We start from the raw sequence: 23,637 nt of genomic DNA, 5'->3' as shown, positions 1-23,637 counted from the left end.
CCTCACAGGTATAGCATTGGGCTTTTCAAGCCCGTCGGGTTGCAAGCTCGGCATCATCAGTAGGCACAAGTTTGAAGCCTGCACCAGTAATAAATTATGAGTTTTATAAAAGACACCGATCAGTCATTACTGATTTATCACCCGTCATTAATTCACTCATTCGCTAACTCACTCAATCACTCAATAGACAAATGAGCGTTACCATCATCCTGATCATCATTACAGTAGGCATTTCATGGTATGCCTGGAAGAACCACGAACTCATGCAAAACTGGATCATGTATCCTTATGCAGTGCAGCGCGATAATTCATGGTATCGCTTCATCACCTCTGGCTTTCTTCATGCTGATTATATGCACTTGTTCTTCAATATGTTTGTCCTGTACTCTTTTGGACAGCATATAGAATACATCATGGTGAATGGTATCTATAACGGTGAGTCAGTGTTAGGAGGGTTTGGTTTAATAACAGGAGAGTTACTCTTCTTGCTCATTTTTATAGGTGGCATTATTGTCTCTGATATTCCAACATTTATTAAACATAAGAATAATCCGGTCTACCGGGCTTTGGGTGCCTCAGGGGGCGTGGCTTCTGTGGTTTTCGCAAGCATTATGTTCAACCCACTGGGTGAGATAGGTATACTCTTTATCCCTATCGGGATTCCGGGATTTATATTCGGCGTGCTTTATATGATATACTCATATTACCAGAGCAAGCAAATGGGCGACAACATTAACCATGATGCGCACCTTTACGGGGCGCTATTTGGGGTAATTATAACATTGATACTTGTTCCAAAAGTAGTACCTCACTTTGTTGATCAGATTGCCAGGTGGTAATTGTTCGGCTAGGTATAATTGCATTCTTCTTCCCTGATTCTTTGCACTAGAAATCGGGCTGAGAGTCGATAGCTTCCGTATAAATGCTTAAGACAAGCATTTGTACCGATGAAATCGACACTCTACTATATATACCTTGCAATAGTACTCATTTTAGCCACTTTTTTAAGTAAGCCAGTCTCGGCGCAGGATACGGATTTACAGCGCATGACCATCATGCAATATGTTGTGAATGAGCGCCCTGTTTTGGCTGAACTCCTGACCACAGCAGGTATGGCCCCGACCCTTTCTGGCAGCACAGCCTATACCTTACTAATGCCTGCCGAGGCGCGCCTGCAGGAGCTAAAAGGCCAGTCCGTGGAAAAGATTCGTGCTGTGATGGCCATGCACCTGATCAAAGGCACTTTGGCTGGCTCAGACTTTAAAGAGGGCAGTCGCCTGCAGACTTACGGTGGCGCAACGCTTAACGTGTGCCGCAAAAAAGACAGCACTTTGCTCAATGGCGTGCAGCTGCGCATGACGGAGCTCGCCCTCCGAAACGGCCGGGTATATGAGTTGGACGGTGTGCTGCAACCTTAAACCAGGAATGCGCCTAGCTTCCATTTGGGCCTCACAGTTTTACTTTCAATTAGCCTGTTATTCCTTGGATAGGTATAATGCCTTTGCTTGCAGCCTGCGTATGCTATAGGTACACCCCATGAATAGCAAAATGCCGCATATCGACTCTTCACTTTCTGCCCAGCACTATGTTGCACGCAATTCGTGTTACGAAATCAGCTTTGACGCTACCCGAAACAGCATTCACTACAAGATTCTGGGCTTTTGGAAAAATGAAGACAGTATACCTCATTTCCTGAAAGACTGGGACAAGGCCCTGCAATTGGTTTCCCCTGGCTTCACCCTGCTCATTGACATGCGCACCATGATCACCCATCCGCAGCAGCTCAACAAACTGCACGAGGAGTCGCAGCAAAAAATGAAGGAAGCAGGATTGAACAGAATTGCCAACGTGATGCCGGTGGATAGAATAGCTGGTTTACAGGTGGCAGAGAGTATAAGGAAAATAGAACTGCCCTCGCACCATTTCGATACCTGCGAGGCAGCCCAGGAGTGGCTTGACAAACCAATGGCATAACACGCGCTTACCGGCCGCAATCCTTTCCCAGCAAGTGCTTTATTCCTTTAGCGCTAATTCCTATCTTTTGTAACAGTTTGGCTGCAAATGCAGTTATAGCTACCAATTATTTCGCCTCTCGTCTGTGGTATCGTAACACCCCTGGCCAGCAGCGCACGAGGTCAGATCTATCCTTAACTTATCGAGCATGACGTACGAGATTGGCGTAGTTCTGTCTGTGATCGCGGTGGCTGTGGTGCTTTTCGTCAGCGAGAAGCTCTCCATCGACACGACAGCCATTCTGGTGATGTCGCTGTTTATGATGCTCGGTATCCTTACCCCAGCCGAGGGCCTGGCGGGTTTCAGTAACCCGGCCACCATCACGGTGGCGTGCATGTTCATCATCAGCACCGCTATTTTTAAGTCGGGCGCCCTGAGCAGCGTAGGAGTGCTGCTGACGCGGGTGGGGCGCAGAAATTACATCCTCTGCTTGCTGGCCGTTATGCTGGTGGCTGGCCTGCTGTCAGCTTTCGTGAACGACACCGCAGTAGTGGCTCTGCTCATGCCGATGGTGATCCAGGTGGCCCGCGACACCCGCATCAGTCCCGCTAAACTGCTTATGCCGCTCTCCTTCGGAGCCCTCTTGGGGGGCGTCTGCACCCTCATCGGCACTTCTACCAACATACTGGTGAGTGGTATTGCCGAGACACAGGGCGAGGAACCTATTGGCATGTTCGAGCTGACAGGGGCCGGCGTTTTTTTCCTGATCACCGGAGTGCTGTATATGCTATTCGTGGGCCGTTTTCTGTTGCCTAGCCGCAAACTGGCCGAAGACCTGACAGAAGACTTCAACATGGGCGACTATCTAACCGAAATCGTGCTTTTGCCCAATTCTCCATCGGTAGGTATGCCGCTCAGCAGCTCCAGCCTGGTGCAGAACCTCGATATAGATGTGCTGCAGGTTACGCGCGACAAGTACAGGCTCAATGCCACCCCCTATACCATGCTGCGGGCCGGCGACGTGCTGAAGGTGCGATGCGACGTGGGGAAGCTCAAGAAAATGAAGGAAGAGAAGGGCATCAAACTGAAATCAGAGCGAAAGCTCAAAGAAGAAGACCTGAACAGCGCTACCTCCAAGCTCTTCGAGGCCATCGTAACACCTAACTCTTACATGGTGGGCAAATCTCTGAAAGAGCTCGACTTCAGGGCCTACAACCATGGCGCCACTGTGGTGGCTATCCGGCACCGCGACGAAATCCTTCACGAAAAGCTCACCCATACCCGCCTCTCTGCCGGCGACGTGCTCCTGATTTCGGCAGATAAGGGCCAGGCCCAGAACCTGCGAAACAACGAGGACATCCTGCTTGTCTCCGAAACGGAGCGCAGCCACTACGACTACAGCAAGATTATACCTGTGTTGCTTATAGGAGCAGGGGTGGTAACTGTAGCTGCTACAGGACTAGCCCACATTGTGCTTAGCGCCCTGGTAGGTGTAGTACTGCTGGTGCTCACCAAATCCATTCGCCTCGACGAACTCTATAAAGCCATTGAGTGGAAAGTGATCTTTATGCTGGCGGGTGTGCTCTCTATGGGGGCAGCGCTCGAAAAGACCGGGGCCGCCGCCCTGCTGTCGGGTTACCTGGTAGACTCGGTTGGTAGCTACGGGCCGCATGTGCTCCTGTCGGCTTTCTTTTTCATCACGTTTATGTCTACCAACTTCATGTCGAACAATGCTACGGCGGCCCTGTTGGCACCTATTGCCATTGTGGCGGCCAAAGAGATGGGAGTGAGCGTGCGCCCGTTTCTGGTGGCGGTGACTTACGCGGCCTCCCTCAGCTTTATGACGCCCATGGGTTACCAGACCAACACCATGATCTACGGACCGGGCAATTACAAATTTGTGGACTATCTGCGCGTGGGTACGCCGCTCAACATACTGCTGTGGCTGGTCGCCTCTTTTATCATTCCGTTTTTCTTCCCTTTCTGAATTGTTCCACGTGGGACAGCCCAACCAACGTCATTTGCTTAAGTGGCAAGTCAACCCGGTTTTTGGATTGCCGTAAAATCTGAAAGCTGTTTTGCAACGGATGCAGGTACCTGCCGCGCTTTCACGCAGGTTATGAGCACCATGAGCACGTTCGGCCACGGGAAGAAGTCTATACTTTTGCTATAACCTACCATGACAATCGCTATAATAGGAGCAGGGCTGAGCGGTACGCTAACGGCAATCCATCTGTTGAAGAACGCGGTGGCAGGCACAACGATTTACCTGGTAGAGCCGGACAGGTATAGAATGCACCGAGGTGTGGCCTACTCCAGCCAGTTGCCTTTTCAGCCGCTGAATGTGCCCGCCTCGGCCATGAGCCTCTTTGCTGACGAACCGCTCGACTTCTTCCACTGGCTGGAGAAACATGCTTCGCTCTACAAAAGACAGATCACGCTGCCAGTCCAGCCGACCGACTTTATACCTAGAACTATTTTTGGCGATTACCTGAAAGTGCGCTTGCACGAAGCGGAGGCAGGCGCGGCAAAGGGAGTATCGCTGGTGCGGGTATACGAAGAAGCCCTGGCCGTTTCCAGGCAAGGGCGCCGTTTCACCATACGCTGCAGCAACCAGACTACTTTAAGCGCCCACAAGGTGGTGCTGGCCATGGGCAATTTCCCACCTGCGCCGCTGCCTATACCTAACACAAGCTTTTACCAAAGTCCCCGCTATGTTGCCTCGCCCTGGCCGGCCAAAGGTATAAGCGGGCTGCAATCGCAGGAGCCGCTTCTGCTTATTGGCTCTAGCCTGACCATGGTAGACCTGGTGGGCAGTCTGCAGGCGCAAGGCCATCAGGGCAAGGTATACGTGGTGTCGCGCCACGGACTGCTGCCGCAGCCCTTCGATGTCAGCACAAAGCCATACCCTAAATTGACGATTCCGGAGGGAGCATGTGTATCTGCCTTGCATTTGTTCCGTTTTGTTCGTGCAGAAATAAAGCGTGCCGAAGCAATGGGCTATACCTGGCGAAGCGTGTTGGATGCGCTGCGCGATGACATACCTGTGCTTTGGCAATCGCTGCCATTGGGGGAGAAGAAGACTTTTCTGCGCCATGTACGGCCCTACTGGGAGGTTCACCGCCACCGCATGCCGGCCGCCTCAGCCGCTTTGCTGCAGGCGTTGCAGAATAAGGGGCAACTGGTGGTGATGGCCGCCACAGTTGTGGACATACAGGAGACAGCAGGCGAAGCCCGCATTCTCATCCGGCAAAGGCACCAAAGAGAAACAGAAGAAATAGCGGTGGGCAGAGTGATCAACTGCACCGGCCCTCAGTGCGATTATACCCGCGTGAACGCCCCGTTGGTGCAGCACTTGCTGGCAGCAGGTATAGCGCAGCCCGACGTGCTGCACCTTGGGCTTAAAACGACACCAGGAGGCAGGCTAGTCGATGCGCGGGATAAGCCAGTGCGCGGGCTGTATACGCTTGGCTCTCCCAGAAAAGGGATGCTCTACGAATCCACGGCACTTCGGGAAATACGACAGCAGGCCAAGAAACTGGCCCAACGACTGCTTCGTCAGGGAAAAGCCACACTCGAAACCGCCAATAACTAGCTGACCTGTTACAAACCAACCATGGGAGAAGACCTGTTCCTGATTTTTCTGGCAATACTGAGTCTGGCCTGTGTGATACTGGTTTGGCATTTTATGGCGGAGGATGAGTAAGATACGGTTTTGCCTATTGCTGTTCTGGGTTGGGGGAGTGCTGCATGCCGCGGCGGGCTATGCCCAATCTCCCCAGAAAGAGGTGACGCGCCAGCAGTTAGCCTGGTTCTCTTATGCCCTCACGCTCAAACTCCATCCTAAGTGGTCGCTTACATCCGAAATACATGAAAGGCGCTTTTTAAACCCCGGCAGACAACACCAATTCGTGCTTCGCTCGCAGGCCCGGTACGCATTGGGCGAGAACTGGGAGGCGGCGGCGGGTTTCACGTATTTTTTGCAGAGCCCCCACGACCCCAGCGCTACGCAACGGCTGGTGGTACCCGAGCTAAGGCCCCACATCCAGTTTAACTACAGTCAGGCCATAGGTCGCGCAGGCATCACACACAGGTATAGGACCGAAATGCGCTTCTTCCGGAACACAAGCAGCGGGGAACTGGCAGCAGGGTATCATCATAATTTTCGCTTCAGGTATAGGCTTGGGCTAGAATATAGGCTGGCAAACCTACAGGAGCGGCCGCTTAAGCTTAAACTGAGCAATGAACTCCATGTGAATGCTGGCAGGAACATTACCTACAACCGCTTCGATCAAAACAGAATTTACACAGGGTTGAGTTATGCGCTTATGCCTAATCTGGAGGTGGAGGCGGGCTATCTGAACTGGTACCAGCAGCGGGCGTCAGGTCATCAGTTCTATAACCGGCACATTGTGCAGTTGGCTGTTTCGCACAAGCTGGATTTAACAGGCAAGCGGAAAAATGCGACAGAGCAAGAGACGCGCTGAAAACTGTCGCCTTACTTTAAAAGCGCGGCTGCCTTTAAACATTATTGATCGTTGCCTACAAATAGCCTCTTGCCTGCAGCGTGAACAACTCGGCGTACTTGCCGTTCTGCGCCAGCAGTTCCTCGTGTGAGCCAAGCTCCTTCAGCTGGCCCCGCTCCAGAAACAGGATGCGGTCGGCCATGCGCACCGTGGAGAAGCGGTGGGAGATAAGCACAGCGGTCTTGCCGGCAATGAGCTCCGAGAAACGCAGGAACACCTCATGTTCGGCGCGGGCGTCCAGGGCCGAAGTCGGCTCATCGAGAATGATCAGCTGCGCGTCGCGCATGTAGGCCCGGGCCAGCGCCACCTTTTGCCACTCTCCACCCGACAGCTCCACGCCTTTGTTGAAGCGCTTGCCCAGCACTTGCTCATACCCGTCGGGCAGGCGTTGAATCACGGGATCTGCCAGGCTTTTCTGCGCCGACCCTTGTATGCGATCGCGGTCGCCGATGTTGCTGATCTGCCCAATGGCAATATTGTCGGAAGCGGTCATCTGGAAGCGTACATAATCCTGGAAGATGATGCCCACCTGGTGGCGCAGGTCGTTCAAATCGTACTCACGAAGGTCAATACCGTCGAGCAGGATGCGGCCCTCTGAGGGTTCATAGAGTCTTGCCAGCAGCTTGACCAGCGTGGTTTTGCCAGCCCCATTTTCACCTACCAGCGCCAGCTTCTCACCGGCCCGCAAGTGGAAGGAGAGGTGCCGCACAGCCCATTTGTCGCTGTTGTGGTATTTGAAACCAACATCCTCAAATGTGAAGCCCTGCTGGATGGGCCTGGGTATAGGCAGCGGATTGGCAGGCGGGGTGATCTGTGGCCGGAGCTCCAGAAAGTCAAACAGGTCCTGCAGGTATAGCGCACTCTCGGCAATCTGCGAAAAGCGCGTCATGATGGCCTGCAACAGTCCCCGCATGTTGCTGAACGAGCCGGCCAGAAAAGTAAGCGTACCCACTGTAATAACCCCTGCCACCGTTTGCGCCAGTATAAAAATGTAGGCCCCGTAATAAGCCAGCGTACCCAGCGAGGAAAGAACGCTGCCCCATACCGCCCGCCGCACGATCAGGTTTTTGTTCAGGGCATAGTAGCGGTCCGAGAGCTGCTTGAAACGACTGGCCAGAAAACCCGACAGGTTAAAGGTCTTGATCTCCTTGGCTGTTTCGTCGGAGGCCCCGATGTAGCGGAGGTAGTCGAGCTCGCGGCGCTCGGGCGTCCAGGAGCGGGAGAGGGAGTAAGTGCGTTCGTTAAAGTGCGTCTCACCCAGAAAAGAAGGTATAACAGCCACCAGCAGAATCAGGATTAGCCAGGGGTTAAAAGCGACCAGGCCCACCGCCAGAAAAGCGATCGTGACCATATCCTGCAGCTGTGAGAGCACCTGCGACATAAGCACCACCCGCGTGATCGTCTGCCGTCGGGCACGCTCCAGCTTGTCGTAAAAGGTGGCGTCTTCGAACTGCGCCAGGTCCAGTTTGGCGGCGTGCTCTATGAGCTGCACCGAAGTGTTGTTGGAGAACAGGTCGCCCAGCAGGCTGTCGAGTAGCGTTATGCCCCGGTTGAAGATATCGGAGAGGATAGCCAGCCCCAGTTCTGCCGCCACCAGCATCCACAAGAAGCTCAGGTCGCGCTCGCCCGTCGCGGCAATTAATCCGATCACTTCGTCTATGATCAGCTTGCCCACATAGAGCATCGCCAACGGTATGGCCGATTTAACGAGGCGCAGCAGCACGTTGCCAATGGTCATGCTAGGGCTCGTGTTCCAGATCAGGCGAAAGAATTTGGGCAGGTTTTTCAAGGCGCCCACCTGCTCGCGGAAGCTCTTCTTGTCGTCTGTCTGATTTGCCCCACGGGCCCCTTTGCTTGGTCTGTTCATCTTTTGCTATACCTGAAACCTATACCTATACCGAAAAACTAAGCTTATGTTTTACCTGGCGGTTCTAATCTTAACAAAAGCTGTAGCATTTGCCCATGCGCTATACCTTATCTGCTGAATTGTACTTATTTTTAGTGGATGAAAAACATTTACTCTTTCCTGGCTGCAGCGGTCGTGCTCCTGTGCGGGCACCAGGCTGCTGCTCAAACCGTGAAAATAAAGTACCTCTCCGCCATGCAGAAAGAGGTGCCAGCTACCCAGGCGTACTACTTCGAAGAAATAAAGGAGGACTCACTTGGTGGAGGAACCCGCACGCGCTACCTGGTAGAAGACAGCAGCAAGGTAAGGCAGATTCACTACAGCGACATAGATGGAGGCACTTATGGCTTCGGCATCCAGCATGGTCCTGTTTACGAATGGTACCCCAACGGACAGTTAAAATTGGAGATGGCCTATCATGACAATAAATGGGACGGCCCTTACACCACCTGGTATGAGAACGGGCGGGTGAGGCTTAGCAGCAGGTATAGCCGGGGCACGGTGACAGATACCCTTAAAGCTTACTATGAAACAGGAGCCTTGCGCCGAGTAGAGGTATACCAGCAGGGCAAAATGGTGTCGGGTGAGGTGTACGATGAAAGTGGCAAGGGAATAGATTTCGTGCCGATGGAGGTTATGCCTGAGTTCCCGGGAGGCGAAAAGGTAATGCTACGCTGGATCGGTACAGTCCTGAAGTATCCGAAAACCACTCGCAAGGCAAAAGCCGAGGGCCTGGTCATCATATCGTTTATAGTAGACGAACAGGGCAGGATAGGAGATACCGAACTGATCAGGGGAATCCATCCGGACGCGGACGCCGAGGGTATGCGGGTGATAAAAGCCATGCCCACCTGGAAGCCCGGACTACAGGAAGGCAAGCCAGTGCCAGTGCGCTATACCTTACCGCTGCGCTTTTCACTGCGTTAGCTTAAGCAAAGGGTATAGATGCACGCAAAGCCCATTCAATATAGATTTTTACTATATTCTTGGGAGATAGGAGCATTCCGGTTAAAAACAGCACGATGTTTGAGCGAAGCCAGGTTAGAACCTTCTTGATAAGACCTATGAGAAAAACGATACTGCTTATGCTCATGGCGGGCGCCACCTCGCTAAGCGCCTGCACCTCTACCTTATACCCGGAGATGGAAATCCCCCTGTCCAAAATCCCCCTGCAACCACATGCTAACGAGATAGACGTGTTCTTCGCGGGGGAGTGGCCTCAGGAACAATACATAAAACTGGCGGCGCTCGAGACGAGGAGCACGGAGTATGTGCCTTATGCCAGCATGATCAGAAACCTGCAGGACCAGGCCAGAGCCTATGGCGCCGATGCAGTGGTCATTCAGGAAAAGAACATCGTTTCGGATGTGCACACCGATGTGATCACCAACCGGGTGCACACCACCAATTCGAGTGGACTGGTAGGAGTGGCTATCAAGTTCAAGAAAAACCTGGACACCAACTTGTTGCCCAAAAGCCAGCAGGTAGAGGTATACGATGCCAAGACAGGTACCTTTCAGCCGTTGATCGACCTCGCCTACCTGCCGAACGGGAATCTGAAGGCGAAAGAGGAACTACGCGAAAATGCGGCGCTTGTGTACAGCAATTATATTGGCAACTATAGCATGCGCCACCTCAGAGACCATGGGCCAGGTTGGTCGCACCGCCTGCAGGAGGGTTATATAGTGGAGCGGGTGCTACACACAGACGGCATCCTGCAAAAGCGCATGGAGTTTGACTACGACACAGCCAAGCGACTGAAGCAGATTCGGATCAAAAATATGAAAGGACCTTCAGAAGAGATAAACTTTGTGTATGACGAAAACGGCAGACTGAGCCAGCGCATCATCTTGAAGAGCGGCAAACCTTACCTGGAGGAGGTATACCGCTACAACGAAGCCGGTCAGGCAGCAGAGGTGCAGGTATATAACACCAACCTACCCGTAAAACAGCCCTTTTTGCGAAGCGCCTATACCTATTATACCCTGGAGGAAATCTGAAACGCGGCTTCGGCAGTATAGTAGCCTATGACACGCTACCTGCTGCTTTTCCTGACGGGCTTCGCTCATGCCCTCCTCATTCTGCTCTATACCGATCTGACGGGCGGCGATGCCCTTTTTTACAGGAGAATGGGTTTAATGGCGGCTGTTCCGCTTTTTGCCTTTGCCTCGTGGCTTACATTGTTCAGCATGCGGCTGGGCGCACTCATTTCGGTGCCTAGCCTGCTAGTGCTTATTTACTGGAACCTGCGCACTGTGGAGCACAGCCTGGAACTAAATACAGCCTTCGATTCGGTCATCGCTACTATTCACCTGGTGGTTGGCCTGCTGACGTTGATTGCCCTGATCACGAGTCTTCGCTACGTGTTTAGAGCCAATCTGGCCTGGGGCAGGGGTACCCCTACTCCGGGTCTTGTGCTGAAACTGATCCTGGCTGCTATACCAGTCACGCTCGGAACGGCTTACCTGCTGTACGCCTAAGCCTGAATACGCTTCGATAAGACAGGCTCTGCAGATGAATTCATTCAGGAAAAAGGCGGATTGAATTGGGCATAAATGAGAAAAGCCCCGTCAAAATGACTGGGGCCTTCTCTCACCTTAAAACAAACTAATCTAAACTTTAACTAACCTTATCTTTATAACTGCCGGAGCAGATTTTATATCACTTTTTTGAAGCCATGCTGTACACAGCCAATAAAATTCAAAAAATATTGATTGAGATTTGCGACTTTAGGAATTGCTTTACATATTAGCTTTCCGTTTATGTGTCTCTCTCAAATCGGGTGCAAAATTATTGTTTTGTTTTTGTAAAACAAAACAGGCTGCATGAAATTTTTTTAGTTTTTTGTAACGCCTTGATTGCCAGGGTAATAATTTTGCGTATATCTCCATTTTCTCCGATCCTACACTTTTTTTCCCCATTGAAACAGCGTGAATGATAACTTTCAGGTGAGGAGCTTCATTGCCAAATTATAGGTATAGCAAATGCGACAAGCCTACCTGTAGGTTACTGTTCTCCTAAAAAAGCCTGCGGGAGCGATGTACAGATGTATCGCTCCCGCAGGCTTTTTAAGTGTAGAAACCAGCCTTAGATCATGGCGACCGTTTTGTTGTCGATCTGGGTGCCATAGGTTTTCTTGTAATGCACCTTTCGCTCCAGCGCCTCAATGACAGGTATAGAGAAGTCCACGCCTTCGAGGTTGCTGGCAGTGGGCATCCCGCCCGGGCTGAACACGTTGATCTCCATCAGTTTGTCGCCTACAATATCAAGGCCCACCATAAACATGCCGTCCTGGATCAGTTTGGGGCGCACCAGCTCCACTAAGTCGAGCATTTTTTGGTCTACCTTGGCCGCCACTGCCGAGCCACCGGCGTGTATGTTGCTCCGGATATCGTCTTTGCTGTTGACGCGACGCATGGCGCAGTATTTCCCTTTGCATTGCAGCGCCTCTCCATTCACCACAAACAGGCGTGTGTCTCCTTCGGTGGCTTGGGGCAGGTACTCCTGCGCAATTACGTAGCCGTCGCGGCTGATAGCCTCTACGATCTGGTTGAGGTTGGTGGCGTCGTTCTTCTTTACCATAAACACACCCGAGCCGCCCGAGCCCTGCAGGGGCTTCAGAATAATGTTATTCTTCTGCTCGTTGAAGAATTCCTTGATCTCCTCTTTATCGCGGGTGATGAGTGTGCGAGGGCGCACCGCCTCCGGGAAATGCTGGAAGTACATTTTGTTTACTGCGTCCGAAAGCGAGGTAGGGTCGTTAAGCACGATTACTCCGTGGCGCAGAGCCAGCTGCCCGAAGATGATACCCGCATTCTGGGCCCAGCCGCGGCCCTCGCCCTCAGAAGAGGGGTCGTTGCGGAGCATGAGCACGTCCAACTCGGGGGCGGTCACGCGGGTGCGTCTTCCTTTGGGGCCCTGTATGGCCTCCAGAAACGTGGCCGGCGATTTATACTTATGCTTGGTGTCGGCGATGGCGGCGTTGGCGCCCATGTAGCCGTCGGGGTAGTAGGCCAGGTCGCCCACGCCCATCAGCAGCACGGTATGCCCCAGATTGTGCATGCGCTGCGCCAGAAATATAGTGGTGTGTTCGGGTTTTTCTGTATGTACGTCGTTTACTACGAATCCTATCGTCATGATCTATATATCAGTATATGTTGGGATTAATTTTCCAGTAAGTTAAATACTGATATCCCTGTTTTTAGTTTTTCCAATTTGGGCTGCACGGCCGGAGCGGTAAGGTAGCGGGGCCGGATGGGCACGGGCCGTAGCACCTGCCGGTAGATGAGCTCCTGCACAATGGGAATGTACTCCTGGCGTATTTTACCAATCAGAAGGGGCTCCAGATCATTTCCCTCTTTGAGGTAGTGCAAGAGGTGCACGAGCCCGCGCAGGTATACGGCGTCTTTGGTGAGTCCTCCGCCCCGGTGCACGCGCATGGTCACGTTAAAGGCTGTGTCGTCGTCGAAATGATATTCTTCTTTAAGTCGGCAGAAGTTATCGGTAAAGCCGCAGCCTTTGGTGAGGTGATGCACCGCCACCACACGGGCAGCCAGTATGCGGAGTCGGTCCTGGTCGAGGCCACCTACCAGGTACTCACTCAGCACGGCCAGCCCTTCCTGCAACTCCTCGTAGCCCGGAACGCCCACATACAGCTGCTGCAGCGGCTGCGCCTTGCCGTTGAAGTAGGTGAGGATGTGTGTGCCCACCTCGTGCTGAATCAAGGCCTCGGCCCGGTGACGGGGTATTTTGGCGTCGGTGCCGATGTTGAGCCTGCCCTTGGAAACAATAAGCCCTACAATGTCTTTGCGGATGTCCACGCCCGAGTCGAGTGCGGGGTACTGGCTTTTGAGGTAGGCGATCTCGTGCTCGGCCAGGGCGGCAAACTCGTCCACAGGTATAAGCGGAACGTCTTTTTCGCGGGCGGGCTCTGGTATGGCGGCCAGTATACCTTCGGCTACTTTAAGGAGTTGCTCGTCCACCCCACCGAACAGCTGGAGGCTGCTGTACATGAAATCGGGAGTATTGCGATTGGCCAGCATGCTCAGGGTTTTGTCGAGCTCGTGGCGCTTGTCCCGGAACAGAAAGCCTAATGTCGGGTCTTCCACTTTCTCGATGGGGATGTTGTAGAGCTTGCGCTTGAGCAAGTCGGCGTCGACGGGCATGAGACGGTAGTGAAAGTTGGGGGCCTGCTTATACTTCTTTTTCCTGAATTCCTCCCAGGCCTCGTCGGCATTAATGGGTGTTACAAGTAGCAGAAAGCGGAACTGGTCACTGATGGCCGTAAGCTGCTTGTCGATGCGCCACACAGCGGGCACCACCGCCTGCCGGCCCAGCGCCTGAAAATGCTGCGGTTGGTGCGAAGTTTGTACCCGCACAAAGTCGAACACGGCTTTTTTAATGGCGCTCGACACGTAGCCCCGTAGCGTGCGCTGCAGCAGCGGGTATACCTTGTCGCTGTCGGCCTGGCGGTAAATCGGCTTCATTTCCAACCCTAGCATAAGTGTACTGTGTTGCTTCAGTTCCTCCTCGTTCATCAGGCTGTTTGGCCCTTCAAGCAAGGCCTGGTTAGAGGCTGTGTCCACCGATACAGGCAGGTTGGTGATTTTGATCTTGCACAGCTCGTCGTGGAGTGTGCGAATAGTGGCAGGCAGGGCCTGTTCCGGCCCCAGCACCCGAAACGTCGGGCTGTCGGGCCCGGTGGTGATGGTTGGTGCGGCAAATAGCTCCAACACCATGAAAGCCCCAAACGCATCGGCCATGGCTTTGGCAATCTCCCGGACCAGTTGCCGCAATTCGGGTGTCTGCTCTTCGCGGGCGATAATGTAGGCGGCTTCAGCTTTCACAAAATCAGCGGTGGCATGGTCGGGCTGGCCCGCTGGGTGGCGGAAAAGCACCAGAAAAGGCAGCGGCCTGTCGATGTGCAGCAAGCCACCGTCCGGCAGTCGGCGCCGCACCTGCCGGCCCCGCTTCAAGCTCCGGACAATGCCTTTGATGAAAATGTCTGAGATGGTGTCGGTCATGGCGAGAGAGTTTTGCATACCTGCTCACGGGCTTTCAGCACAGGCTCAATCGTACTTTGAAGCGCTCTCCTGATTTCCTTCAGCTGGATTTCGTCGGGCTTGCCGGTCCACTCGTCCATAAAGAACTTCTTGAACTCGATGGAGATGACGCAGGCGCGGTCCGGAAAGGTGTCGTGGATCCAGCGCATGAAGTGGCCACCTTCGAACTTCACGTTCTCGCGCACGTCGAGGTAATGGCCCTGGTAGTCATATTGCTGCAGCGTTTGGGCAAATGCGTCCACCACGGGCGCCCAGAGCTGTCTATTCATGTTGCCGGTGCCGAGGTTCACTTCCGGGTTCTCCTGCGGGTCTGCTTCCGGACCGTCGGCACCGTCGCGGCGGTGGTTGTAGGTATGCAGGTCGTATACCACAAAGCAGCCGTGGCGGTCGGCTATACCTTGCAGCATCTCTTTCACGTCGGCATAGAACCGGTCGTAGCGGGCCAGCGACTCCTGCGCCAGCTCCTCGGGCAGCTCGTCTTTCCAAACGGTGAGGCCCCAGGCGTCTTCGGGTTTGCGGTAGATGGCTTTCTCGCGCGGACGGTTCAGGTCCATCTCGAAGCGGGAGTTCAAACCTATCACCTGGTTGTCGGTTATACTTACCCAGCCCGCCGTGAAGGGATCCTCCTCACGCAGCCGCTCGTCAGGTGTGAGTGAAAAGAGGCCACTGATGTTGTCGCGCACGGTATGACCGTCGTGAATGGCGGTGGCGATCAGGGGGCTTTGGCCGGTTGTAAGGGTATAATATGGATGCGGTGTTGCTGTGTCAGGCATAAAATCTTTTTTGAAAACTTTTACCCGATATTTATACCTAAGGTTATTTTACAGGCTTGTTTGTTTAAACCTTGATATTCAGACATAAACAAATCCAGTAAAAAAACAGGTGGACCGGCACAGGATGGTTTGAAGATTGAATGGAAATAGATAGATTTAAAAGTCTACAACAAATTATTTACTATTAAGTATAGCTATATAACAATTGTTTCACCCTAAAACCAGGAGCGCCTATGCGTCAGTTTTGTAAAAATACACTGTTAGCGATTGCCATTTTTTCAGTGGTGTTTTTGATGCACAGCCTCCGAAGTGGTGGGCTCTTTCTGACAGAAAAACTTGAGCTCAGCTTGTGGTACGGAATAGGGTTGACTGGCGCAGTGCTGGTTGGCAGAGCAATGCTTGCCTATACCCGGTAACGTACACCGTGCTTGTATAATGAACCTATGGCCTTATCTTTACAAAAAGAGATTAAGGTTTGTAGATGGAAAACAATTATGCGGCAGTGGCCTCTGAAAAAGAGGATTACCAACTGCTGAAGATTTTAGGAGAGCATGCAGCATACGAGCCGGAAGCTATACTGGCCGTGATCGCTGAGATTGAAAAAAGAAACATCACCGCTCCTAACCTGGAGCAAGTAAAACAGGAAGCGCTGCAAGCCCATGAACTGCGCGAGCAACAGCAAAACCCTGCGCCCACATCTTTTTCAGATAAACTCAAGGATATCCGGGCACTCTTCGTGCCACAGCAGCATTACTTTGTCACGCCTATCCTGATCAATACCAACCTTGTTATTTTCGTGCTGCTGGCGCTGGCTGGTGTGCATGTGCTCTCGCCCGAGGGGGAGGATCTGATTCAGGTAGGAGCCAACTTCGGCCCCTATACCTTAACCGGAGAGCAGTGGCGCCTTTTCACGTCCATGTTTCTGCACATTGGCATCATTCACCTGCTGGTGAACATGTATGCCCTGGCCAGCATAGGCGGTGCGTTAGAGCCCTTGGTGGGGCGCAGGCAGTTTATAGTGGCCTACGTGCTTTGCGGACTGGCGGGCAGCCTGGCAAGTCTGTGGTGGGACCAGCAGCGCATCAGTGCGGGTGCCTCCGGGGCTATCTTTGGTATGTTCGGCATGTTTATGACTATGGTGCTGCTGGAGCGGCGGATGACCTGGGCTGAGAAAAAAGGCATGGTGTATAACCTGCTTGGCGTAATTGCGCTGAACCTGGTCTTTGGTCTGCAAGGAGGTATAGACAATGCCGCCCACACGGGAGGCCTGGTGCTGGGCATAGCCTACGGAGCCGTGCTGATGCTGCGCTCGGGCAGGCACTTCGCCCAAGCGTATAATTTAGGCGGAAGCATTGTGACGGTGGCGCTGCTGCTGGTTGCTTTTGTGGGCCTATACTTGCAGATACCGACCGAGAACGCACGGTACCTGACTATGCTGGACCGCTTTGGTGAGCGGGAAACAGCGGCCATGCAGGTGATGAAGGAAATGGAGGTGGATGCCAGTCTGATTAATGGTGGAAAGTACCTGCCAGGTCTGGAGCAAGGTATAGCCCTCTGGGACGAGAACATAAAAGAGCTGATCGCACTGCAGGAACTGCCTGAACTGGGAGAGGAGCAGGCAAAAGAAGTGGAAATCCTGCTGCACTACACCCAACTGCGCAAAACATCCTATACCATGATGCGCGACGATATCCGAAAAAGCCAACCCTGGATGCACGAGCGGCAGCGGCGTTTATTGTGGGATATCGGTAATTCGGTGCAGCAACTGAACAATCTGCGCGAAGGCAATGCGCCTCAACCCCACGACAGTGCAACAGATTTGGCCTTACCGGAAGCACTGGAAGAAACAACCGGCTTTCAACCGGAGTCACATCCACTTTTCGTGCTCGATGGCAAGGTGCTGGAAGGTATAGGCTCTGATGGAATAGAAGGCCATATCACCCCTGATGAAATAGAGTCGGTTACGGTGCTGAAAGGCGAGCAAGCTCTGGCAAAGTATGGCGAGAGAGCCAGAAATGGGGCAGTCGAAATCATTTCGAAGCAGGAGTAGGCGGTAATAACGCGATTGACAATTTAGCCTGAAGCGCTGAGCAATCAGATGCAGCAGCCTATACCTAAGGTATGCTGCCAATGCCGTCAGCTTAAGCCGATGCTCTTCGGGACATCCATATCTGGAAGTTTTGTCCAGGGGCCCCTACCACTACTGCAGGCAGGGTCGTTTCATTCTCCAAGACTATCCCCTTGAGGGGATTATAAGGGTGTAAATTCAGCGTTGAATTGCCAGTAATGGGCCAATTCCCATTTCCTCTACACCTGTAAACACCCCTCTGAGAGCTTCGCTCACAAGCTTCGAACTCTCGTTCTCACTTGTCCTCAAGGGGAGAATCAACTTGAATGAAACATCCCTGCCACTGCTTGGGATTCGGATTGATAAATCCGAATCAGCTCTGCAATTCTGCTTTTCTAAATTCTTGAGATGGCGGCAAGGGGCATACTGCTCCCTGTTTGTCGTTGCTATCCCTGTTGCGCATCAATCTCTCTGGCAACAACTTATACCTGTTAATCTCCTTCTTAAGTAGGTTCACGGAAAGCATAATTTTTTATAAGGTAGAAGCAACCTTTCCAAAATATACGCATCTATTAGGCAGTGAAAAGCTTCAGGGAGGTATAGCCTGCTGCGGAGCCAATGCACGTCTAACCAAAACCATCAATCAAAATAGAACTATGAACATCATCAACATTTACAAAGCGATTGTTGCCCTGCTTGTAACGTTTTTCGTGCTGACCAGCCTGACGACCATGGCGCAGGAGCGTCGCAACCTGAAAGGCGAGGGAGAGCCTGTGTCGCAAAACAGGAAAGTGTCTGGCTTTAAAGGAATCGACGTGAGCGGCGGCTTTGCGGTAGAACTGACCCAGAGCGGCAACGAAGGCGTGCGCATCGAGGCGCAGGAAAACCTGCTCAATAGCATCCGGACAGAAGTGAAAAACGGGGTGCTCCACATCTATACCTCCGACAACATCAGCACCAACAAAGGCCTGAAAGCCTACATATCGGTTAAAGAGCTGAACATGATCGATATAAGCGGTGGCGTTAAAGTGACGGGCAACTTTACTTTTAAGGCAGATGCCTTTAAGATGGACCTGAGCGGGGGCTCGAAGGTAACGCTGGCACTGAACACCAAAAAGCTGACTGCCAATATGAGCGGCGCCAGCAAAGTAATGCTCAGCGGCCGTGCCGACGAATTGCAGATGGACATGTCGGGAGCTTCTAAGGTAGAGGCTGCTGAGCTGGAGGCCAAATACGTGCACGTAGTGGCCAGTGGTGCCAGCAACGTGAAAGTGTTCGCCAAAAATGAGCTGAGCGTAAATGCCTCCGGTGCTACCAAAGTAGCCTACAAAGGTGACCCAAGTGTCACTTCCAACGTATCGGCAGCAGCCAAGATTTCAAAAATGTAAGAGAATACATCGCATATAAAGCAGAAAAGGGCAGCCCGCTGGGTTGCCCTTTTCTTTTGGAGCATCTGGTCTATACCTACTGGCGCACTGGCACCGGAAGCACCGGCAGACTGGTATGGCCCAGTTCATCAGCGGCCTGCACAGCGAAGAAATAATTATCCTTAGAGTAAGGCAGCGTTACTTTGGTGTCTTTCACAAAGAACTTCTTGTCCCAGGTCTGACTGCTGGTTTCGCGCATCAGGATGTAGTAACCGGCTGGTTTTTTGCCTTTGGAAGGAGCAGTCCAGGTGAGATCGGTTTTGTTGGTGAGGTTGGCGGTGAGCACGCCTACCTTCTCAGGCGCATGCGGCGCGCGACCCAGGTTGGCCATAGTAGCCAGGTTCACGGCGGTGTTCTTGCGCAGGTACTCGAAGTCCATAAACTCTGTCAGGTCACCGTACTGCTTGCCATTCTCTTTGCGCACATCCTGGTGCTGGTGGTCGAAGTCCTCGTTCATCTCGCTCATGCGCACCGCAGCATAGCCCTGTTGGTTAAAGGGCGTGTGGTCGCCGCCGCGCAGGAAGCGGTCCGGGCGGTAACCCAGCACCACCTCGATTTGGTCTACATAGGCCTCGCCAGTTATTTTCATGTAGCGAGCCAGGTTGCGGCTCGGGCCATCGTTCTCCGAGCCCAGGGTGCGGCGCAGGCGTGCCTGCTCTTCGGTTTCATTGGAAGGAGTGGCTTCGCTGAACACGCGCACACGGGTGTTGTCATGGATGCCCATTTCGGCAGAGTAGGAGTTGCCCACGATGTCGTTGTTGAGCACGGCCACCAGGTTCCAGCCTTCTTTCTTCACGCGCTCGGCCATGTGGCGGGAGCCATACAAGCCTTGTTCCTCGCCTTGAAAAGCCACAAACACCAGCGTGGCCGGGAACTGGCGCGAAGCCATCACGCGGGCCATCTCCATCACGATGGCCACACCGGAGGCATCATCGTTGGCGCCGGGGGCCTTGCTTTTGGCGTCCATCACGTCGGTGGCGCGGGAGTCGAGGTGGCCGGCCACGATGATCACACGGTCATCGCTTGGGTCGGATCCTTTGAGGGTGGCCACCACGTTGGCCATTTCAACGTCCTGCGGAATGCGGCGGCCGTCGGCTTTCACGGTATAGCGGTCCATGTCCACAGTCATGCGGCCGTTGGAGGCTTTGGCGTATTTCTCGAACTCGGCTTTTACCCACTCGCGGGCGGCGCCTATACCTACTTTTTTGCTGGTCGTGGTGCTCAGGGAGTGGCGGGTCTCAAACGAAACCATCTTCTCCACGAGCGCCCGCAGGTTTTCTGCCGACACTTCGCCGACCATTTTCTGAATCTCTTCGTCGTGGGTGGCCGGGGCCTGCGCCGCCACGGTTTGGGTAAGGAATAGCCCTGCCAGCATACAAAGCGCCAGCAATCGGGTGAACTTCGTTTTGTAAGTCATTTGTGTTAGGTGAGGTAGATAAAGTGCTCTTTTGTTTTAGATTAGTGTCTAAAGATAAGCAGCTTCGGGAAGGAACAAAAAGAAAGACTGCAGCAAAGCGTTGACGAGCGCAGGTTTAGCAGCTAAAATATACCGCAGCAGCAAATTTTTCAACCCGTTGTATCAGGTATAGGCCAGTTGGCAGCGCTCGTTTTCCAGTCGGTAAAGCTCTGCCTCTACGGTTATCTCGTGCTTAGCCTCAGCAAATTCAGATTGGTAGCGCTGTGCCAGTTCGCGCCGCTTCAGCGCCTCCAGAAAGCGACGTGTATCATTGGGGGCTTCCAAAATAAGGCCAGGCACCTGCGTTGGTTTGTCGTCCTCGCCTTTGGCTACCATAGTAAAGTAGGAGGTGTTGGTGTGCTTGACGATACCTGTCTTCACATTTTCGGCGATCACTTTTATACCTACCATCAGCGAAGTATTGCCCACATAGTTCACCGAGGCCAGCAGCGACACCAGTTCACCCACTTCCACGGGCTGCAGAAAATGCACTCCATCCACTGTTACGGTTACGCAGTAGTTGCCGGCGTGCTTGGCCGAGCAGGCATAGGCCACTTTGTCCATGAGCGAGAGCAGGATGCCACCGTGAATCTTGCCGCCGAAGTTAGCATAGCTCGGGATCATGAGTTCGGTGAGGGTAGTGCGGGAATAGGAGACTGGTCGGAATGCAGGTATAGCCATGGGTATGCGCAAAAGGTTTTGCCAAGGTATACGGGGCTATACCCTAAATCGGATATGCTATACCTGCCACAAGGCAGGGTGGTTACAGGAATACCACTTCTTTTACCACCTCATCGCCCATGGCGCGGTTAAGCAGTTCCACCACCTTGCTTTTGCTCATGTTGAGTTCGTGCTTAAGTGGGGCAGAGGTGAGGCGTACAAAAAGCTTCTGGTCCCGGAAGTATAACTCCTTCGTTTTGAGTGCGATGGGTTTGCCCATGATCTCCTCCCAACGCTGCACCAGGTCCACTTCGTTCAGCTTGCCCTGTAGCCTATAGGCCTTCAGCAGTCCTTTTATACTGTCGCCAATGGTCTGCACGTCTGCCTTTCGCTTCGCAATCTCCTCTTTCTTCTTGTAGTAGCGCACGGGGATGGTTGATTTTTGAATGAGTGGTTGAGTGAGTTTTTGAAGGTGTGAAGTTAAGCAATTAAACTTACCGTCCCCTCCTTCACTTCAAATCTACGAATCTGCTCCGACAGATTCTCCAGAATCTTATCCGTCCGTTCCAGGTGGGTATCCGTCAGGAAGATTTGCCCAAAAGTATGGGCGGCGACCATTTGCATGAGTTTGGTGATGCGCTTCTCGTCGAGGCGGTCGAAGATGTCGTCGAGGAGGAGGAGGGGCTTGTGGTGCTGGCGCTCGGCCATTACCTCGAAGTGCGCCAACTTCAGGGCGATCACGTAGCTCTTCTGCTGGCCCTGCGAACCGAAGTTCTTCACGGGGTTGCCGTCCATCAGGAACACGAAATCGTCTTTGTGCGTGCCCACGGTGGTGCGCTGCAGGGCGCGGTCCTTCTGCTCGGCCTGCTCCAGTAAGGCGGCAAAGTTGGCGCCGGCGAGCTGGCTTTTGTAGGTGAGCGTTACGGTTTCGCTGCTGTCGGAAATATGGCGGTAGTGCTTCTGGAAAACCGGCACAAAGGTTTCCAAAAAGGCCATACGCTCCTGCGCCAACTGTTCGCCCAATGGTACCAACTGCTCGTTGAGGATGTGCAGGTAGTCGCGGTCGAAGTAGCGGCGCTCGGCAAACTGCTTGAGCAGGGAGTTGCGCTGCTTGAGGATGTAGTTGTACTGGATGAGCTGCTCCAGGTAGGTATGGTTGAGCTGCGAAATCAGGCTATCGAAATACTTGCGACGCTCCTCGCTACCTTCGCGGATCAAATCTGTATCATAGGGTGAAATCAGGACCACAGGGAACCGACCGATATGGTCGCTCATCTTCTCGTAAGCCACTTTGTTGTGGATCACCGACTTCTTCTGGCCCTGTCGCAGGCTGCAGGTCACGGTGTGCTTCTCGCTGTCGATCTTGAAGCGCCCCTTCACCATAAAATACTCTTCGCCCTGCTTGATGTTGAGGGCGTCGGAGCTGTTGAAGGCGCTGCGCGTCATGGAGAGGTAATGGATGGCATCGAGCAGGTTTGTCTTGCCGCTGCCGTTGTCGCCGATAAAGCAGTTGATGTGCGGCGAGAAACTAATGTTAGCTTCGTCGTAGTTCTTGAAAAACAGCAGACTTAGATTTTCGAGGAGCATTAGTTTCTTCTTTGATTTCTTTTTCCTTAATTTCGCATGCTAAAACCCGACAGTAACCTGATTTGCCGCCCATTGAGGCCCGAATCTCGCTAAAAAAGCTGTACGGACAACAATAACGATACACAAATACCCATGGCTGATACGAAAGAAAAGGCAAAAGCGAAGTCGCAGAAAGCAAAGGTACAGGCTGAACCAACATTTTCAAAAGAGACTTACATGTGGTGGTATGAGAACATGAAACTCATCCGCCGCTTCGAAGAAAAAACAGGCCAGCTGTATGGCCAGCAGAAAATAAAAGGCTTTTGCCACCTCTACATCGGCCAGGAGGCCTGTGTGGCAGGTGCCGTAACAGCCCTTGAGAAAGGCGACAAGTGGATCACAGCTTACCGCGACCACGCTCACCCGTTGGCCCTTGGCACATCGCCGGGCGCGGTAATGGCCGAGATGTTCGCGAAAGTAACCGGCTGCTCTAAAGGCAAAGGTGGCTCGATGCACATCTTCGATAAGGAAGTGAACTTCGTAGGCGGTCACGGTATCGTGGGTGGTCAGGTGCCACTGGGCGCTGGTCTGGCCTTCGCTGAGAAGTATAACAAAACAGGCAAGCTGTGTATTTGCTACATGGGTGACGGTGCGGTGCGCCAGGGCGCATTCCACGAGGCCCTGAACATGGCCATGACCTGGAAGCTGCCTGTGATCTTTGTAATCGAGAACAACGGCTACGCCATGGGTACTTCCGTAACGCGTACCTCTAACGTGAACGACCTCTACAAGCTGGGCCATGCCTACGAAATGCCGTCTGAGGCAGTAGAGGCCATGAGCGTAGAGAACGTGCACAACGCCGTGGCAAAAGCCGCTGAGCGTGCCCGTGCCGGTGAAGGACCTACCTTGTTGGAGTTCAAGACCTACCGCTACAAAGGTCACTCCATGTCTGACCCTGCCAAGTATAGAACCAAAGAGGAACTGGAAGACTACAAAGGCCGCGACTCCATAGAATCTGTTAAAGCAACCATCTTGAAGAACGGATGGGCAACAGAAGAGGAGCTGGACGAGATTGACGAGAAGCAGAAGCAGATCGTGATGGAGGCCGTGAAGTTTGCCGAGGAGTCTCCTTACCCAGATCCTTCTGAGCTGTACACCGACATTTATGTAGAGGAGAACTATCCTTATATAATGGACTAAATTTTAAATAATTAAGGATTAGGAATTAAAAGTTATAAAT

20 protein-coding genes are annotated in these 23,637 nt (G+C 52.9%); 12 read left to right on the top strand and 8 right to left on the bottom strand.

Features of this window, described 5'->3' with window-relative positions:
- The first annotated feature begins 191 nt into the window (after positions 1 to 191).
- From BD749_RS11505 to BD749_RS11480, 6 genes are all read left to right on the top strand, one after another.
- Positions 192 to 839: a rhomboid family intramembrane serine protease gene (locus tag BD749_RS11505; protein WP_101444471.1), complete on the top strand. Its 648-nt coding sequence runs from the start codon at positions 192 to 194 to the stop codon at positions 837 to 839.
- Positions 840 to 1,046: 207 nt separating this feature from the next.
- The gene (locus tag BD749_RS11500) at positions 1,047 to 1,418 is read left to right on the top strand and encodes a fasciclin domain-containing protein (RefSeq protein ID WP_180336388.1); all 372 of its coding nucleotides are present in this window, start codon (positions 1,047 to 1,049) and stop codon (positions 1,416 to 1,418) included.
- A gap of 118 nt (positions 1,419 to 1,536) precedes the next feature.
- Positions 1,537 to 1,974 (top strand): hypothetical protein, encoded by a 438-nt coding sequence (locus tag BD749_RS11495; protein WP_101444469.1) that lies wholly within the window; start codon positions 1,537 to 1,539, stop codon positions 1,972 to 1,974.
- A gap of 187 nt (positions 1,975 to 2,161) precedes the next feature.
- Entirely contained in the window at positions 2,162 to 3,940 is a 1,779-nt protein-coding gene (locus BD749_RS11490; protein WP_101444468.1) for an SLC13 family permease, read from the top strand.
- Between the two features lie 192 nt (positions 3,941 to 4,132).
- The gene (locus tag BD749_RS11485; protein ID WP_101444467.1) at positions 4,133 to 5,548 is read left to right on the top strand and encodes an FAD/NAD(P)-binding protein; all 1,416 of its coding nucleotides are present in this window, start codon (positions 4,133 to 4,135) and stop codon (positions 5,546 to 5,548) included.
- Between the two features lie 103 nt (positions 5,549 to 5,651).
- Positions 5,652 to 6,440 (top strand): DUF2490 domain-containing protein, encoded by a 789-nt coding sequence (locus tag BD749_RS11480; protein WP_101444466.1) that lies wholly within the window; start codon positions 5,652 to 5,654, stop codon positions 6,438 to 6,440.
- Between the two features lie 55 nt (positions 6,441 to 6,495).
- Here BD749_RS11480 and BD749_RS11475 read toward each other — a convergent pair whose 3' ends face one another.
- Positions 6,496 to 8,346, bottom strand: coding sequence for an ABC transporter ATP-binding protein (locus BD749_RS11475; RefSeq protein WP_101444465.1), 1,851 nt, complete (start codon positions 8,344 to 8,346; stop codon positions 6,496 to 6,498).
- Positions 8,347 to 8,484: 138 nt separating this feature from the next.
- On the opposite strand from BD749_RS11475, the gene BD749_RS11470 reads away from it, so the two are divergent.
- From BD749_RS11470 to BD749_RS11460, 3 genes are all read left to right on the top strand, one after another.
- A complete protein-coding gene (locus tag BD749_RS11470; protein WP_101444464.1) occupies positions 8,485 to 9,312 on the top strand; it encodes an energy transducer TonB in 828 nt (275 codons plus the stop codon).
- 137 nt (positions 9,313 to 9,449) lie between these two features.
- Positions 9,450 to 10,385: a hypothetical protein gene (locus tag BD749_RS11465; protein WP_143741255.1), complete on the top strand. Its 936-nt coding sequence runs from the start codon at positions 9,450 to 9,452 to the stop codon at positions 10,383 to 10,385.
- A 27-nt stretch (positions 10,386 to 10,412) separates the two neighbouring features.
- Positions 10,413 to 10,865 (top strand): hypothetical protein, encoded by a 453-nt coding sequence (locus tag BD749_RS11460; protein WP_101444462.1) that lies wholly within the window; start codon positions 10,413 to 10,415, stop codon positions 10,863 to 10,865.
- A gap of 607 nt (positions 10,866 to 11,472) precedes the next feature.
- Here the strand turns inward: BD749_RS11460 and BD749_RS11455 are convergent.
- Genes BD749_RS11455 through BD749_RS11445 form a run of 3 tightly spaced genes read right to left on the bottom strand, consistent with a single transcriptional unit; the run spans position 11,473 to position 15,220 of the window.
- On the bottom strand, positions 11,473 to 12,522 hold the full coding sequence (locus BD749_RS11455; protein ID WP_101444461.1) for a glutathione synthetase: 1,050 nt from the start codon (positions 12,520 to 12,522) through the stop codon (positions 11,473 to 11,475).
- A gap of 26 nt (positions 12,523 to 12,548) precedes the next feature.
- Positions 12,549 to 14,426, bottom strand: a complete 1,878-nt coding sequence (locus BD749_RS11450; protein ID WP_101444460.1) for a flavohemoglobin expression-modulating QEGLA motif protein — start codon at positions 14,424 to 14,426, stop codon at positions 12,549 to 12,551.
- On the bottom strand, positions 14,405 to 15,220 hold the full coding sequence (locus tag BD749_RS11445) for an N-formylglutamate amidohydrolase (protein ID WP_101444459.1): 816 nt from the start codon (positions 15,218 to 15,220) through the stop codon (positions 14,405 to 14,407). The genes BD749_RS11450 and BD749_RS11445 overlap by 22 nt, the downstream gene beginning before the upstream one ends.
- A 481-nt stretch (positions 15,221 to 15,701) precedes the next feature.
- On the opposite strand from BD749_RS11445, the gene BD749_RS11435 reads away from it, so the two are divergent.
- Positions 15,702 to 17,270 (top strand): rhomboid family protein, encoded by a 1,569-nt coding sequence (locus tag BD749_RS11435; protein WP_101444457.1) that lies wholly within the window; start codon positions 15,702 to 15,704, stop codon positions 17,268 to 17,270.
- Positions 17,271 to 17,944: 674 nt separating this feature from the next.
- Positions 17,945 to 18,676: a head GIN domain-containing protein gene (locus BD749_RS11430; protein ID WP_101444456.1), complete on the top strand. Its 732-nt coding sequence runs from the start codon at positions 17,945 to 17,947 to the stop codon at positions 18,674 to 18,676.
- Positions 18,677 to 18,752: 76 nt separating this feature from the next.
- Here the strand turns inward: BD749_RS11430 and BD749_RS11425 are convergent, their stop codons facing one another.
- From BD749_RS11425 to recF, 4 genes are all read right to left on the bottom strand, one after another.
- On the bottom strand, positions 18,753 to 20,132 hold the full coding sequence (locus BD749_RS11425) for a M28 family metallopeptidase (protein ID WP_101444455.1): 1,380 nt from the start codon (positions 20,130 to 20,132) through the stop codon (positions 18,753 to 18,755).
- A 162-nt stretch (positions 20,133 to 20,294) separates the two neighbouring features.
- Positions 20,295 to 20,852: an acyl-CoA thioesterase gene (locus BD749_RS11420; RefSeq protein WP_101444454.1), complete on the bottom strand. Its 558-nt coding sequence runs from the start codon at positions 20,850 to 20,852 to the stop codon at positions 20,295 to 20,297.
- 82 nt (positions 20,853 to 20,934) lie between these two features.
- A complete protein-coding gene (locus BD749_RS11415; RefSeq protein WP_101444453.1) occupies positions 20,935 to 21,258 on the bottom strand; it encodes a DUF721 domain-containing protein in 324 nt (107 codons plus the stop codon).
- A gap of 53 nt (positions 21,259 to 21,311) precedes the next feature.
- The gene (gene recF, locus BD749_RS11410; RefSeq protein WP_101444452.1) at positions 21,312 to 22,418 is read right to left on the bottom strand and encodes a DNA replication/repair protein RecF; all 1,107 of its coding nucleotides are present in this window, start codon (positions 22,416 to 22,418) and stop codon (positions 21,312 to 21,314) included.
- A 132-nt stretch (positions 22,419 to 22,550) separates the two neighbouring features.
- Between recF and pdhA the strand changes: the two genes are divergently transcribed.
- Positions 22,551 to 23,597 carry a pyruvate dehydrogenase (acetyl-transferring) E1 component subunit alpha gene (gene pdhA, locus BD749_RS11405; RefSeq protein ID WP_101444451.1) on the top strand — a complete coding sequence of 349 codons (1,047 nt, stop codon included), beginning with the start codon at positions 22,551 to 22,553 and terminating at the stop codon, positions 23,595 to 23,597.
- Positions 23,598 to 23,637 lie beyond the last annotated feature (40 nt).

This window comes from Pontibacter ramchanderi (assembly GCF_002846395.1).
Taxonomy (GTDB): Bacteria; Bacteroidota; Bacteroidia; order Cytophagales; family Hymenobacteraceae; genus Pontibacter; species Pontibacter ramchanderi.
Note: the sequence above shows the minus strand (reverse complement) of the source record. Positions and strands in the feature narration are given on the sequence as shown.

What these genes read in the sequence shown, in the direction of transcription:
- BD749_RS11495 (WP_101444469.1), top strand. Translation starts at nt 1,537, where the DNA reads ATGAATAGCAAAATGCCGCATATCGACTCTTCACTTTCTGCCCAGCAC.
- BD749_RS11455 (WP_101444461.1), bottom strand. Translation starts at nt 12,522, where the DNA reads ATGACGATAGGATTCGTAGTAAACGACGTACATACAGAAAAACCCGAA.
- BD749_RS11470 (WP_101444464.1), top strand. Translation starts at nt 8,485, where the DNA reads ATGAAAAACATTTACTCTTTCCTGGCTGCAGCGGTCGTGCTCCTGTGC.
- BD749_RS11450 (WP_101444460.1), bottom strand. Translation starts at nt 14,426, where the DNA reads ATGCAAAACTCTCTCGCCATGACCGACACCATCTCAGACATTTTCATC.
- BD749_RS11490 (WP_101444468.1), top strand. Translation starts at nt 2,162, where the DNA reads ATGACGTACGAGATTGGCGTAGTTCTGTCTGTGATCGCGGTGGCTGTG.
- BD749_RS11420 (WP_101444454.1), bottom strand. Translation starts at nt 20,852, where the DNA reads ATGGCTATACCTGCATTCCGACCAGTCTCCTATTCCCGCACTACCCTC.
- BD749_RS11485 (WP_101444467.1), top strand. Translation starts at nt 4,133, where the DNA reads ATGACAATCGCTATAATAGGAGCAGGGCTGAGCGGTACGCTAACGGCA.
- BD749_RS11430 (WP_101444456.1), top strand. Translation starts at nt 17,945, where the DNA reads ATGAACATCATCAACATTTACAAAGCGATTGTTGCCCTGCTTGTAACG.
- BD749_RS11505 (WP_101444471.1), top strand. Translation starts at nt 192, where the DNA reads ATGAGCGTTACCATCATCCTGATCATCATTACAGTAGGCATTTCATGG.
- BD749_RS11460 (WP_101444462.1), top strand. Translation starts at nt 10,413, where the DNA reads ATGACACGCTACCTGCTGCTTTTCCTGACGGGCTTCGCTCATGCCCTC.
- BD749_RS11475 (WP_101444465.1), bottom strand. Translation starts at nt 8,346, where the DNA reads ATGAACAGACCAAGCAAAGGGGCCCGTGGGGCAAATCAGACAGACGAC.
- BD749_RS11425 (WP_101444455.1), bottom strand. Translation starts at nt 20,132, where the DNA reads ATGACTTACAAAACGAAGTTCACCCGATTGCTGGCGCTTTGTATGCTG.
- BD749_RS11500 (WP_180336388.1), top strand. Translation starts at nt 1,047, where the DNA reads ATGACCATCATGCAATATGTTGTGAATGAGCGCCCTGTTTTGGCTGAA.
- recF (WP_101444452.1), bottom strand. Translation starts at nt 22,418, where the DNA reads ATGCTCCTCGAAAATCTAAGTCTGCTGTTTTTCAAGAACTACGACGAA.
- BD749_RS11435 (WP_101444457.1), top strand. Translation starts at nt 15,702, where the DNA reads ATGGAAAACAATTATGCGGCAGTGGCCTCTGAAAAAGAGGATTACCAA.
- BD749_RS11465 (WP_143741255.1), top strand. Translation starts at nt 9,450, where the DNA reads ATGAGAAAAACGATACTGCTTATGCTCATGGCGGGCGCCACCTCGCTA.
- BD749_RS11480 (WP_101444466.1), top strand. Translation starts at nt 5,652, where the DNA reads ATGAGTAAGATACGGTTTTGCCTATTGCTGTTCTGGGTTGGGGGAGTG.
- pdhA (WP_101444451.1), top strand. Translation starts at nt 22,551, where the DNA reads ATGGCTGATACGAAAGAAAAGGCAAAAGCGAAGTCGCAGAAAGCAAAG.
- BD749_RS11445 (WP_101444459.1), bottom strand. Translation starts at nt 15,220, where the DNA reads ATGCCTGACACAGCAACACCGCATCCATATTATACCCTTACAACCGGC.